Below are 12621 nucleotides of genomic sequence, written 5' to 3'. Positions count from 1 at the left end.
GCGGATCACGGCCGCAGTTGCGCAGATCTCCGAAGAAGCGCGTGCGACTCCAGCCCGAGCCCGAGCCCGAGCCCGACGGGCACCGAAGCTCATCAGTCGCCCTTCGACAAGCTCAGGGACCGGAAGTCGCAATCAGTCATAGATACCCTCGGCCTGCCAGCCGCCCTCTTCGCACACCAGCAGCCAGGCCGCCTGCGCGTCGTCGACCATCTGGAACCGGTGCGCCCGCCGCGCCCGCTCCGGATCCCACCCGCGCTCGATCACCGGCCAGGGACCGGCCCAGGTGCGGATGCCGCGGCGTCGCCCGGCGACCTCCAGCACGGCGGGGTCCGCGGTCAGCGCGCCGCGACCGTCGACGGCGACCATGTCGTCGTCGGCGTCGAGCACGGCCACCGGCATCCCGGCACGGAACACCGTCGCCGGCAACGGACCCGGAAGGCTCCCCGGCCAGGGCAGGTCGACACTCGCCGCCCGGCCGTCGTCCCCCCGATCCCCCCAGGGCACGAGCCGCTGGCGCTCGGCGAGCCACCGGCCCCCGCCGATCTCGGGGGTGAGCACCGCCTGGTGGCCGAGCATCGCCTGCACGCGCGAGAGGGCGCGGTGCACGCGCTCTTCGGGGCCGGAGCCGAACAGCCGCGCGGTGTGGTGGGCGGCGGCATCCACCGCCTCCGGCTCTATCCGCACCCGCACCACGGCGCTGCGCAGACCTCCGGTTCCCTGTCGCCCGGTCTGCTCCTGCTCGGCCAGCTGCCAGCGCACCCGGTCGACGATCGCGGCCGCGTCGAACGCGCCGGGGTGCAGCCACACCCGGTCGCTGCGGTCGCCGTTCTCGCCGGTGAGCACGACCCGCAGCTCGGTGCAGACGAGCCCGGCCTGCCCGAGGCGCACGACGAACTCCTCGGCCGGCACGCGCACCCCGAACGCGATCTGGTCGGCGATCTCGACCGGCGGCTCGAACACCGCCTCGCGGTGCAGCTCCGGCGGCGGCGTGCGCGGCGCCACGAGCCGGGGGTCGCGCCCGGCCGCGAGCGCGTGCAGGCGCGCGCCGCGCGCGCCGAACCGCTCGCCGAGCCGGTCCGCGCCGAGGGCGGCGACCTCGCCCAGGGTCTGCACCCCGAGCCGGGCGAACAGTGGGGCGAGCTCCTCGTCGAGCACCGTGACCGGCAGCGGCGCGAGGAACGCCGCCGCCTGCCCCGCCGGCACGATCCGCACCGGATCGCCCGGGCGGGTGCCCGACCGGGCGGCCTGCTCCGCCGTGAACGTGCCGTCGGCGATGCCCACCCGCACCTCCGCGACCCCCGTCTCCTGCACCGCCCCGGCGAGCACCGTGGCCGCCGACGCCTCGCCGCCGAAGTAGCGCGCCGGCCCCCGCGCGCGCAGCGCGCACAGGCCCGGCTGCAGCAGCTGCACGCCCGGCGCCTGCTCCTCGATCTGGGCGATCAGCGGGGCGAACGCCCGGTGGTCGCGCACCGGATCGGCCTCCACGACCGTCACCTGCGGGCATCGCGCCTGCGCGTCCCGTCGCCGCTGCCCCCGGCGCACCCCCTCGGCGCGGGCCGCGGCGGAGCAGGCCACGACGACGCCCTTGTGGAAGACGGCGATCGGCTGCGCGGCGTCGAGCGGATCGTCGCCGTCGCGCGTGAGTGCCACGATCGGCCAGTCCGGCACCCAGACGACCAGGCTCCGCGGTGGCGAGTTCATCCCCACAGAATAGAAGATATATTCGATGCGCTCAAGGCGTTCCGTCACCGCACGGCATCAGCTCACCGCGCGCAACGACGACCCCGTGCGACCGGAGAACGAGGATGCCGCCGCGTCCGCCGACAGCTCGCCCGCCGCATCCGGCAGCAGCACCCGCCCCGACCGCGGCACCGGGAAGCGCCGGCTCGTCACGGTCACCGTCAGCTCCCGCCCCTCCAGCAGTCCATGGCCGTTGCCGAGCCCCGACCAGGACGGATCGGCGATGTCGATCATCGCCTCGGTCTGCGGCCACGCGCCCTGCACCAGCAGCACCGCCTCGCGCTCGCGCATGCGCGCCGCGAGCCGTGCCACGTCGGCATCCTTCGCCCGCGCCGGCGGGCGCACCGCGACGACGGGCAGGACGTCGGCGATCGTCGCCGTCACCGTCAGCCAGCGATCCCCCGGCTCGGGCACCAGCACGAGACGCTCCAGGTCGACACCCGCGGCACGGGCGGCCTCTGCCCCCAGGTGCGGCATCCCGATCGCCGCGCACCACGAGCCCTCGCGCGACGGGAGGGACAGCAACGCGAACAGCAGCGACATGGACCGCCCCAGCGCGTACGACGCGCCGGGGCGCAGCCCGCCACCCGGCAGCAGCGTCGCCAGCGCGGGGGCCACCGGCAGGACGGGCGCATCGAGGCGACGGCCCTGCATGCGCTCCAGCTGCGCGCGCAGGGCACCGATGGTGCCCGCGGCATCCGCGACAGCGACATCCCCCACGATCGACCTCACCTCGACAGATTAGAACATCGGTTCTCCACGCTCAATGCTCTCCCCGAGGATAGGAACCGGCTCGGACATCCCCGCGCGGGTCGGCGCACTCGGCCACGGCGACGCGACGGCGACTGCGCGAAACATGCGGCTGATAGGACGGACGGCATGACGAACATGCTGACCATCACAGGCGCCTCCCGCATCGTGGAGCGCTTCGACGATCCTTCGCGCGACCGCACCGGCGATCTCGTGATCGGCGCGGACGGCCGGGTCGGCGCCGCCGGCGCCTCCCTCGGCGCCCCGGCCGGCTCCCCGGCATCCGCGCACGACGTCCTCGATGCCGAGGGGGGCATCGTCACCCCGGGCCTGGTCAACGCGCACCATCATCTGCTCCAGTCGGGCTTCCGCACTCTGCCCGGCACCCGCGGCGTGCCGATGCGGGAATGGCTGCCGGCGATGGCGGCGGCATATGCCGCCGCAGGCATCGACGCCTCGCTCGTCGCCGCGACCGCGGGAGTCGGCCTGGCCGAATCGCTCCTGAACGGGGTCACGACCGTCGCCGACCACCAACTCAATTGGCCCGATCCCGCGGTGAGCAGCACGCCGGTCGACGACACCGTCGCGATCGCCCGCGCCATCGCCGACGCCGCCGCGGGCATCGGCGCCCGCCTCGTGTTCGTCCGCGGCTCGGCGCGCGACGCGCCCGAGGCGGCCGCCGCGAGCGCGGAGGCGATCGTCCGCGCGCTGCTGCCGTCGGCGTCCGCGTCGTCGCCCGGCGGCATCAGCGCCGACGGCATGCTGCAGCTGGCGGTGGGCCCCGCGGGCGTGCACTCCGACTCCGAGGAGACCTTCCGCGCCCTGGGCGAGGTCGCCCGCCGGTACGGCCTGCGCCGGCGCACGCAGGCGAACGAGCAGGTCGACACCGAGATCGCCCTGGACCGGTACGGTCGGCGCCCGCTGGACCTTCTCGAGGAGTGGGGCTGGCTCGAGCCGGACGTGACGATCGCGCACCTGTGCGACGTCACCGAGCCGGAGATCGCGCGCCTCGCCGTCGCCGGGGTCACCGCGACCCACGCTCCGGGCTGCGACGTGCCGATGGGCTGGGGAATCGCCCCCGTCCGACGCATCCGTGCGCACGGCATCGCCGTGGGACTCGGCACCTCCGGCGGCGGATCGAACGACGCCGGCCACCTGCTCGCCGACGCCCGCCTCGCGATGCAGGTGTCCGGCCTGCTCGGTCTCGTCGGCTCCGCCGACCGCGCAGCCGGCGCCCTCGACGCCCGCGACGTGCTCGCGATGGCGACCTCCGGGGGCGCGGCGGGGCTCGGCCGGGAGGATCTCGGCATCCTCTCGCCGGGGGCGGCGGGGGACGCGTGCGTGTGGGACGTGTCGGGTGTCGCCGACGCCGGCGTCGCCGATCCGGTGGCCGGCCTGCTGTGGGCCCACCCGGGGCGAAGGCCGCGGCACGTCGTGGTCGCCGGCCACGTCGTCGTGCGGGACTACCGGCTGGTCACGGGCGACGAGCGCGCCCTGGTCCGGGCCCTCCGCTCCCGCGTCGGTCGCTGACCATCGCGCCCGCGCGGGCGGCGCGGGACCGCGGCTCAGACGTCGAGCACGATGCGCGGGCACGCCGCCCGCGACACGCACACCATCATGACGGCGCTCTGCTCGCGCTCGAGCGGCGTGAGCACGGAGTCGCGATGCTCGATCTCCCCCTCCAGCACGGGGACCTCGCACGTGCCGCACGTACCGCGGCGGCAGCTGGAGAGCACCATCGCGGCGGGACTGTGCTCTTCGATCGCCTCCAGCACGGACTGCCCGGGCTGCACCGTGACCACGTCGCCCGTCATCGCCAGCTCCACCTCGAAGGGGTCGGGCCAGACGGGCGCGCCGTACTCCACCGCTTCGAACCGTTCGACGTGCAGCGCGTCCGCGCGGCCCGCCGCCGCGAGGCCGTCCGCCAGCGCGTCGATCAGGCGCGCGGGACCGCACGCGTAGACCAGGTCGCCGTCGCCGACGCTGTCTGCGAACCCCGCGACGTCGAGGCGGTTCCCCTCGTCGGCGGGATGCAGGCGCACGCGGCCCGTGCCGTCGTCGAGCGCGCGGACGTCGTCGGCGAAAGCCATGGTGGACAGCGAGCGTCCCGAGTAGTCGAGCGTCCAGTCGACCCCGGCGGCCGCCGCGGCGCGCACCATCGCGAGGATCGGGGTGATGCCGATGCCCCCCGCGACGAACCGGCAGATCCGTCCCGGGACGAGGTCGCACGCGAAGTGGTTGCGAGGCCCGCGCACACGCAGGCGCTGACCGACCTGCACCTCGTCGTGCACGCGCACGGAGCCACCGCGGCCGGCGTCCTCGCGCAGCACCGCGACCCGCCACGTGGAGCGGTCGGCGGGATCGCCGCACAGAGAGTATTGACGCTCGATGCGGTCGGCGACCGACCGGCGACCGTCCGAGAGGATCAGATCGACATGGGATCCCGGCGCCCAGACCGGCAGGTCGCGGCCATTGTGCGACACCAGGTCGAGTGCGACGACGCCGTCGGCGAGAACGGTCCGGGCGGCGACCACGAGGTCGCGCTCGACGTCACTGAAATAGCTCATAGGCTCCACTCTTCCCCTCCGCGCGGGGCGGTCCCGTCCGCGGGCGGCGACCGGCCGCACTCTTCGCACGGATTTAACACGGCCGCAATCCCGACAGGCCTGGCAGGAAACACGTCGGGCGTTTACTGATTCTCGCCCGATGTTGGTCATACCAACAACACCGCCAGGACATGTGAGGAGAACGAACCCATGGATGCCGAACTCCTCGAACCCGGTGCACGGGTCGGCATCCTCACCGGCCTCACGCCCGCGGGCGACGTCGGCGACACCCTCGCGTTCGCCGGCGGCCTGGTCGTGGATGCGGCGGACGCGGAGGCCGCCGGCGCTGCCGGTCACGCCGTCGACGCGACGGGATGGGTGGCGCTGCCGCCGCTGGCGGACCTGCACGCGCACCTCGACAAGGGCTACACGTGGACCGCGTTCGGCCAGCCCGAAGGCTCGCTCGACGACGCCATCGCCTGCTGGGTCGACCACGGCGAGCACCACACCTACGGCGAGATCAAGGCGGGCGCCCGACGCCACCTCGTCGCCGCCCTGCACGCCGGGGTTACCGCGGTGCGCTCCCACACGAACTACCATCTGGGCGACGACCCGCTGCGGGGTGTGCGCGCGCTCGTGGAGCTGCGCGCCGAGTTCGCCGGCATCGTGGACCTCCAGGTGGTCGCCAGCCCCGGTCCCTCCGACGGCCCGGACGACCTGGGACGGGCGGCGATGTCCCTGGGCTTCGATCTCGTCGGCGGATTCCCCCACCTCGCCGAAGACCCCACCGCCGACCTCGAGCGCTCCGCCTCCTTCGCGGAGGAGTTCGGCCTCGGCATGGACCTGCACACCGACGAGACCCTCGACCCCGCCTCGACGGGGCTCGCCGAGCTCGCCGCCCGCACGAGCCACTGGCCCGCCGGGATCATCCGCTCCGCGGGGCACTGCGTGAGCCTGTCGACGCAGGATGCCGGCACCCGCGCGCGCACGCTCGCCGCCGTCGCCGCGGCCGGCGTCTCGATCATCACCAATCCGCTGACGAACCTCTACCTCCAGGGGTGGCAGCACCCCGTCGGGACGCCCCGCGGCATCCCGCCGCTGCGCGAGATCATGGATGCCGGCGTCACGCTGGCGGCGGGCGGCGACAACGTGCAGGACCCCTTCAACCCTCTCGGCAACGCCGACATGGTCGATGTCGCGGCCGAGCTCGTCACGGCGGGTCATCTGACGCCCGCCGAGGCCTGGCACGTCGGCTCCAGCGGCGGCCGCGCGGCCTTCGGCCTGCCTCCCGCGCGGGGGCGCGCCGGCGATGTCGCCGACATCGTGCTCGTGCGCGCCGCGCACACCGCCGAGGCGCTCGCCGAGCGCGCGCCCGATCGCATCGTCATCCGCGACGGCCGCGTGATCGCCGTCCGTCGCCGCATCGTGAGCAGCGTGCTCGACCTGCGCCCGCTGCAGACCTCACCCTCCGCCCCGACCTCCGAGGGAGCCCTCATATGACCACTGTCACCGCCGGTCGTCTCCACGGTGCCGCCGATACCGGCACCGTGGAGACGACCACCGCCCCCACGCTCGCGTTCCGCGACGTCGCGAAGGTGTTCGACACCGGAACCCGCGCCCTCGAGGGCGTCTCGATCGACGTGCGCCCGGGCGAGTTCGTCTCGGTCGTCGGACCGTCCGGCTGCGGCAAGTCCACCCTGCTGCGGCTCGCCGCCGGACTCGACCCCGCGACGGAGGGGGAGATCGACGTCCGCGCCGACACGACCAGCTTCGTCTTCCAGGAAGCGACGCTGCTGGAATGGCGCAGCGCGCAGCGCAACGTCGAGCTGGTCGGCGAGCTCGCGGGGGTCGGGAAGGCCGAGCGGCGCCGCCGCGCCGCCGAGGTGCTCGACCTCGTCGGACTGAAGGGCTTCGAGAACCAGCACCCCCGCGCCCTGTCCGGCGGGATGCGCATGCGCGTGTCGATCGCGCGAGCCCTCGTCGCCGAACCGCAGCTGGCCCTGTTCGACGAGCCGTTCGGCGCCCTCGACGAGATCACCCGCCTCAAGATGCAGACCGAGCTCCAGCGGCTGTTCCAGCTCAAGGGGTTCGCGGCGATGTTCATCACCCACTCCATCTCGGAGGCCGTCTACCTGTCCAGCCGCGTGGTGGTCATGAGCGGCCGCCCCGGCCGCATCGTCGACGACATCGAGCTGCCCTGGTCCTACCCCCGCTCGCCCGAGCTGCGCTACGAACCCGAGTTCGGACGCATCGTCGGCCACCTCTCGCACGCCTTGGAGGCACACTCGTGAGCCAGAATCTCGCTCTGAAGGCACCGACCGCCGTTTCGGGATCGGCGACCGGACCGTCCACCGCGTCGCCGGCTCCGAGGGATGCCGCGGCATCCGTCCCCGTGACGACCACGACCGTCCCCGCACGCGGCTCCGGGCGCGCCGCGCGTGTCGCCGGCGCGGCGTGGGCGCGTGCGCTCCCGATCATCGCCGCACTCCTCGGGATCGTCGCGATCTGGTACGCCGTGTCCTACCTGCTGCTGAGCGAGAGCCGGCGCTTCCTGCTGCCCCCGCCGCATCAGGTGTTCGCCGAGACGGTCGGCAACGAGAAGGTCATCGGCCCGATGATCGCAGCCCTCGGCCAGACGATCACCGTCGCGCTCATCGGTCTCGTGATCGCCGTCGTGATCGGCATGGGCTGGGCGATCGTCATGTCGCAGTGGACGATGGCCGAGAAGATCCTCTACCCCTACGCCGTCATCCTCCAGACGATCCCGATCCTCGCCTTGACGCCGCTCATCGGCATCTGGATGGGCTACGGCCTCCCGGCGCGCATCGTCGTCTGCGTCATCATCGCGGTGTTCCCGATGATCTCGAACACCCTGTTCGGCCTGCAGTCGGCCACTCCGGCCGCGCACGACCTGTTCACGTTGCAGAAGGCCACCAAGTGGCAGCGCATGACCAAGCTCATGCTGCCCGCGGCGATCCCGTCGATCTTCACCGGGCTGCGCCAGTCGGCCGGGCTCGCCGTCATCGGCGCGATCGTCGGCGACTTCTTCTTCCAGCAAGGCAGCCAGGGCATCGGCGGGCTGCTGCGCACCTACACCCTGCGGCTCAACATGGAGCCGCTGTTCCTCGCGATCATCTTCACGGCACTGTTCGGCGTCATCGTCTTCTCGATCTTCGCCGCACTCGACCGCCTGGTCGTCGGCCGCCTGTTCGGAGTCACCACGCGCTGAACCGCCCGCCTCCCACCCGCCTGTCCCTCACCCGCACCACGAAACGCACCACCCGTCTGTCCGCATCACACCCGAAGCCCTCCAGGAGGACACCGTGTCACAGCCCACATCTCTCTCCCGCCGCCTGACGGCGCGCACCGTCGCCGTCGGCGCACTCGCCGCGACGGTGTTCGCCGTCGCGGGTTGCGCGGGCTCCGAACCGGCGCCGGCGTCGACCTCGACCTCGTCGGCCGCCGCCGCCGAGAAGGGCGGACCGCTCGACCTCGCGAGCGTCTGCCCCGCGACCGTCGTCATGCAGCAGGACTGGCAGCCCGAGTCCGAGCACGGCGCCATGTACAACCTCGTCGGCGAGGGCTACACCGTCGACACTGACAAGAAGACCGTCACCGGACCCCTCGTGGTCGACGGCACGGACACCGGCGTCAAGATCGAGGTGCGCTCGGGCGGGCCGGCCGTCAACTTCCAGCCGGTTCCGGCGCTGATGTACCTCGACACCGACATCCTCATCGGTGCCGTGAACACGGATGCCGCGATCGTCGCCGATGCCGACCAGCCCACCGTCGCGGTGACGTCGCAGCTGACCTACAGCCCGCAGATCCTGATGTGGGATCCGGAGAGCCACGACGGCGCGGAGACGATCGAGGAGGCCGCCGCCGACGGCGACCCGATCGTGACGTCGGGCGACGTCATCCCCAACCTGCTGCTGTCGCAGGGCATCATCACCGAGTCGCAGATCGACACGAGCTACGAAGGCACCCCGCAGCGCTTCGTCTCCGACCCGAAGATCCTGCAGCAGGGCTTCGCGACCGCCGAGCCCTACATCTACGAGAACGAGATCGCGCAGTGGGGCAAGCCGGTCGGCTACCAGCTGCTGTCGGACCTGGGCTACAGCATCTACCCCGAGCCGCTGGCGGTCCGCAAGGCCGACGTGACCGATCAGGCCGACTGCCTGAAGAAGCTCGTCCCCATCATGCAGCAGTCGCAGATCGACTTCCTGGACGCACCCGAGCACGGCAACGCCGTCATCCTGGACCTCGTCGAGCAGTACGACACCGGCTGGACGTACTCGGAGGGCGTGGCGGAGTTCTCGGTCGCGCAGCAGAAGGACCTCGGCATCGTCGTCAACGACGAGGCTTCGGGGGTGTTCGGTCAGTTCGACCCCGACCGCATCGCGTCCATCGTCTCGGAGTTCACGCCGTTCCTCGTGACGGCGGGCAGCATCTCCGAAGACGCCGCCGCCGCGATCGACCCGGAGTCGCTGTACACGAACGAGTTCATCGACGCCTCGATCAAGATGGACTGACGTCACTGCCCGGAAGCGCCCTGCGCCGGTCTCCAGCGGGACCGGGGCGGGGCGCTGCCGCGTGCGGCGATCCTCGAGCGCAGGTGTTCGCGCTACGCGGCTCGGATGCGGGGTCAGAGCGTCGCGGTGACGCGATCCGCCAGGGAGTCGAGGTGCGCCGCGGCATCCAGCGCCCGGGTGAGCGCGGCGCGCAGGCGCACCGCGACCGCGTCGTCGGCGCCGGCCGCGACGGCGCTCGTCGTGTCGCAGCGGAGGTTGACGGCCGTGGACCGGATGCCGCACGCGAGCATGCGCGCGGCCACCGCGACATCCGGCGCGACACGCGGCTCGCCGTGACGCTCGAGCCACAGCAGCGGGCTCGTGAGGGAGGCCGCGAGATCGACGAGACCCGCACTCGCGTCGGCGGCGCGCACCGTCGTGTCGACGATCGCCGCCGCCCGGTCCGGATCGGTGGCGGGGCGGCGGAAGGCCGCCACGAGCGCCGTCGACATGCGGCCGTCGTGCTCGGCGGCGACCAGTGCCGCGTGCCGCACGCGCGTCGCGACGGCGAGGACACCGTCCCGCTCCGCTCCCGACGCGTACCCGGCCGTCATGGCCACCAGCGCCGCGCCCGTCGCGATCACGACGCCCGCGGCGGCTCCTCCCCCCGGTTCGGGCGCCGGGGCGGCGAGTTCCCCCAGCCAGTCGTCGATGCGTGCGGTGGCGAGCGCGGGGTCGGACATGCGCTCACTCTACGGGCGGCCGCAGCCGGCGGGACGCACGCGACATCGACGCATACGCGGCCGTAACAATAGCGAAACGGCGCGCTCCTACAGTGACACTGTTGGCGAGACCAACATTGTCCGAATCCGTTTCCGATCCGCGAGAGAAGGCCCCGTGGCCCACGACCTGCGCCTGCGCGAAGCCTCGCGACGCTGCCCCAAGCACATGGTCTACGGGCCGTGCGGCGGGGTCGGCGCCGACGGCGGCTGCGAGCTCCCCGGCATCCGCTGCTCGTTCGCGGCGGAGCCGGACCTCCTGGCGGCGCTCGCCTTCTCCCCCGCTGACGTCGCGGTACCGGAGAGCGCCGTCGGCAGCGGCGATGCGCTGCCGAGCGCACCTCGCACGGCGGCGTCGTCCGCGTTCGCCTCACGCGTGGCTCGCGGAGCGGTGATCACGGCGGATCTCCCCGTCCGCACCGTCGATCCCGGCGTGCTCGCCGAGGCCGGCGGCCGTCTCGCCGATCTGACGGCCGTCGTCGCGGGCGAGCCGCCCGGGCTGCGCGACGCCCTCAGTCCGACCCACAAGGCTCTCGTGCTCGCCGCGGCGGGGGCGACCGTCGTCGCGGGCGTCACGTGCCGCGACCGCAACCGCGTCGCGATCGAAGGCGAACTCGCCGCTCTCGCCGACATCGGCGTCGCCGGCGCCCTCGCCGTCACGGGGGATCACCCCGCCTCGACCGCGCTCGCGCAGGCGCAGCCCGTCTTCGATCTGGACTCGACGCGCGTCGCGGCACTCGCGCGGCGCGCCGGCCTGTTCGTCGCCGTGGCCGAGCAGCCCGCCGCCCCACCGGTCGCCTACCGGCCCGCCCGGCTGGCCCTCAAGGCACGGGCCGGCGCCGAGCTCGGCATCCTGAACCTCTGCGGCGACGTCGCCGAGATCGCCCGTTTCACTGCCGCGCTGGCCGCCACCGACGCACCCGTCCCTGTGATCGTCTCGGTTCCCGTGCTCACGTCGCGGTCGTCGGCGCGGCGCCTCGGAGCGCTCCCCGGTGTCGCGCTGCCGCCCGGGATCGGCGAGGCGGTCGAGGCGGGCGGCGGCGATGCGGGAGTCGAGGCCGCCGTCGCCTGGGCGCTGCGCGCACTCGCGGTTCCCGGCGTCGTCGGCGTGCACCTGTCCGCCGTCGTCGACGAGGGCGACCCGGTCGGGCTGTCCGCCGTCGACGCGGTCGTGCGGACGTCGGGGATGCTGCGCGCGCGTCTCGCCGCCGCGCCGCCCGCGATGCGGACGGGAACGGCCGCATGAGCGTCGCGACCGACCCGTCGCCGCGGGTCGCGGGCTGCCCCAAGTCGATGGCCTACGGCCCGTGCGGCGGTGTCAACGCCGACGGCACGTGCGAGATCCAGCCCACGCCGTGCGTCTTCCTGCGACGGGATCTCCCCGTGCGATGGTCGTCCGACGTCGGACCGGCACCGGACGAGGTGACGACGGCGGCGGGGCGCGAGGTCCAGGCGATCGCCCGGCGCCGCCCTCTCGTCTTCACGGGGTTCCCGGTGCGCGCCCTGCGCTCCGACGCCGTCGGGGCCACCGCGGAGGCACTGTCCGGCAGCGTCGACGCCGTGCTCTCGGGCGACGCCGGACGCTCCCGGGTGCAGTTCCCGCCGTCGTACCGTGCGGCGCTCATCGCGGCGACCGGATTGCGCCTGTGGATGGGCTTCAACGCCCGAGACCGCAACCGCACCGCCCTCGAGCGCGAGCTGCAGTCGCTGCGCGCGCTCGACGTCGCAGGCGTGCACTGCGTGACGGGCGACCACACCGAGACGGGCGATCGCGCCGACGCCCGTCCCGTGTTCGATCTGGAGTCCACCACGACGCTCCCCCGCGCGCGTGCGCTGGGGCTGTTCACGTCGTTCGCCGAGTCCCCCGCGGCTCCCTGCGTCGCAGCCCGCGGCGGACGGGTCGCCCAGAAGCAGCGGGCGGGCGGGCACCTGTGTCTCACGCAGTACGCCGGGGATGCCGACGAGGTCGCCGCCTTCGTGGAGCAGTGCCGCGCGGCGGGAGCGACGGCGCCCGTGCTCCCCGGCGTCCCGCTCGTGATCGACCGCGACGGGGCGGCGCTGCTCGCGTCGTTCCACGCGGCGATCCTGCCGCGCGGGTTCATCGATCGGCTCTTCGCGGCGCGCGATCCGCGCATCGAGGGCATCCGCCTCGCCATCGAGTACGGCCGCGCGCTGCTCGACACCGGCGTCGTGGGGGGCGTCGTGATCGCGGGCGGCGCCCGGCTGGGCGAGGAGGCCGCGTACGCGGCCGACCTCGCCACCGTGGCCCGCGAGCTCGGGGGCGGAACGTGACCG

At 73.6% G+C, this 12621-nt stretch carries 11 protein-coding genes; 7 read left to right on the top strand and 4 right to left on the bottom strand.

Translation table 11 applies throughout. The features are described 5' to 3' along the window. Window positions 1-132: 132 nt before the first annotated feature. Window positions 133-1701: a DNA polymerase Y family protein gene (locus ACPYN4_RS11885; RefSeq protein WP_424446485.1), complete on the bottom strand. Its 1569-nt coding sequence runs from the start codon at window positions 1699-1701 to the stop codon at window positions 133-135. A gap of 57 nt (window positions 1702-1758) precedes the next feature. Continuing rightward, the gene (locus tag ACPYN4_RS11880) at window positions 1759-2460 is read right to left on the bottom strand and encodes a hypothetical protein (protein WP_424446505.1); all 702 of its coding nucleotides are present in this window, start codon (window positions 2458-2460) and stop codon (window positions 1759-1761) included. A 159-nt stretch (window positions 2461-2619) separates the two neighbouring features. Between ACPYN4_RS11880 and ACPYN4_RS11875 the strand changes: the two genes are divergently transcribed. Then, entirely contained in the window at window positions 2620-4020 is a 1401-nt protein-coding gene (locus ACPYN4_RS11875; RefSeq protein ID WP_424446484.1) for an amidohydrolase family protein, read from the top strand. Between the two features lie 35 nt (window positions 4021-4055). On the opposite strand, the gene ACPYN4_RS11870 is transcribed toward ACPYN4_RS11875, so the two are convergent. Beyond that, entirely contained in the window at window positions 4056-5057 is a 1002-nt protein-coding gene (locus tag ACPYN4_RS11870; protein ID WP_239280857.1) for a PDR/VanB family oxidoreductase, read from the bottom strand. 189 nt (window positions 5058-5246) lie between these two features. On the opposite strand from ACPYN4_RS11870, the gene ACPYN4_RS11865 reads away from it, so the two are divergent. The 4 genes from ACPYN4_RS11865 (at window position 5247) to ACPYN4_RS11850 (ending at window position 9568) form a co-directional block, all read left to right on the top strand. Further along, window positions 5247-6536 carry an amidohydrolase family protein gene (locus ACPYN4_RS11865; RefSeq protein WP_424446482.1) on the top strand — a complete coding sequence of 430 codons (1290 nt, stop codon included), beginning with the start codon at window positions 5247-5249 and terminating at the stop codon, window positions 6534-6536. Further along, window positions 6533-7327: an ABC transporter ATP-binding protein gene (locus tag ACPYN4_RS11860; RefSeq protein ID WP_424446481.1), complete on the top strand. Its 795-nt coding sequence runs from the start codon at window positions 6533-6535 to the stop codon at window positions 7325-7327. Before ACPYN4_RS11865 ends, ACPYN4_RS11860 begins: the two co-directional genes overlap by 4 nt. Next, entirely contained in the window at window positions 7324-8265 is a 942-nt protein-coding gene (locus ACPYN4_RS11855; RefSeq protein ID WP_239280863.1) for an ABC transporter permease, read from the top strand. The genes ACPYN4_RS11860 and ACPYN4_RS11855 overlap by 4 nt, the downstream gene beginning before the upstream one ends. A 94-nt stretch (window positions 8266-8359) precedes the next feature. Further along, window positions 8360-9568 carry a hypothetical protein gene (locus tag ACPYN4_RS11850; RefSeq protein WP_424446480.1) on the top strand — a complete coding sequence of 403 codons (1209 nt, stop codon included), beginning with the start codon at window positions 8360-8362 and terminating at the stop codon, window positions 9566-9568. Window positions 9569-9681: 113 nt separating this feature from the next. On the opposite strand, the gene ACPYN4_RS11845 is transcribed toward ACPYN4_RS11850, so the two are convergent. After that, entirely contained in the window at window positions 9682-10290 is a 609-nt protein-coding gene (locus tag ACPYN4_RS11845) for a cyclodeaminase/cyclohydrolase family protein (protein ID WP_424446479.1), read from the bottom strand. Between the two features lie 154 nt (window positions 10291-10444). Here ACPYN4_RS11845 and ACPYN4_RS11840 point away from each other — a divergent pair, with 154 nt between their 5' ends. Both ACPYN4_RS11840 and ACPYN4_RS11835 read left to right on the top strand, forming a co-directional pair. Further along, the gene (locus ACPYN4_RS11840; protein WP_424446478.1) at window positions 10445-11572 is read left to right on the top strand and encodes a methylenetetrahydrofolate reductase; all 1128 of its coding nucleotides are present in this window, start codon (window positions 10445-10447) and stop codon (window positions 11570-11572) included. Beyond that, window positions 11569-12618, top strand: coding sequence for a methylenetetrahydrofolate reductase C-terminal domain-containing protein (locus ACPYN4_RS11835; RefSeq protein WP_239280871.1), 1050 nt, complete (start codon window positions 11569-11571; stop codon window positions 12616-12618). The genes ACPYN4_RS11840 and ACPYN4_RS11835 overlap by 4 nt, the downstream gene beginning before the upstream one ends. Window positions 12619-12621 lie beyond the last annotated feature (3 nt).

Origin of the sequence: Microbacterium sp. CH-015 (genome assembly GCF_049707015.1) — a bacterium.
GTDB lineage: Bacteria > Actinomycetota > Actinomycetes > Actinomycetales > Microbacteriaceae > Microbacterium > Microbacterium aurum.
This window is presented reverse-complemented; position numbering and strand designations above follow the sequence as displayed.

What these genes read in the sequence shown, in the direction of transcription:
- ACPYN4_RS11885 (WP_424446485.1), bottom strand. Translation starts at nt 1,701, where the DNA reads ATGAACTCGCCACCGCGGAGCCTGGTCGTCTGGGTGCCGGACTGGCCG.
- ACPYN4_RS11875 (WP_424446484.1), top strand. Translation starts at nt 2,620, where the DNA reads ATGACGAACATGCTGACCATCACAGGCGCCTCCCGCATCGTGGAGCGC.
- ACPYN4_RS11870 (WP_239280857.1), bottom strand. Translation starts at nt 5,057, where the DNA reads ATGAGCTATTTCAGTGACGTCGAGCGCGACCTCGTGGTCGCCGCCCGG.
- ACPYN4_RS11865 (WP_424446482.1), top strand. Translation starts at nt 5,247, where the DNA reads ATGGATGCCGAACTCCTCGAACCCGGTGCACGGGTCGGCATCCTCACC.
- ACPYN4_RS11860 (WP_424446481.1), top strand. Translation starts at nt 6,533, where the DNA reads ATGACCACTGTCACCGCCGGTCGTCTCCACGGTGCCGCCGATACCGGC.
- ACPYN4_RS11845 (WP_424446479.1), bottom strand. Translation starts at nt 10,290, where the DNA reads ATGTCCGACCCCGCGCTCGCCACCGCACGCATCGACGACTGGCTGGGG.
- ACPYN4_RS11835 (WP_239280871.1), top strand. Translation starts at nt 11,569, where the DNA reads ATGAGCGTCGCGACCGACCCGTCGCCGCGGGTCGCGGGCTGCCCCAAG.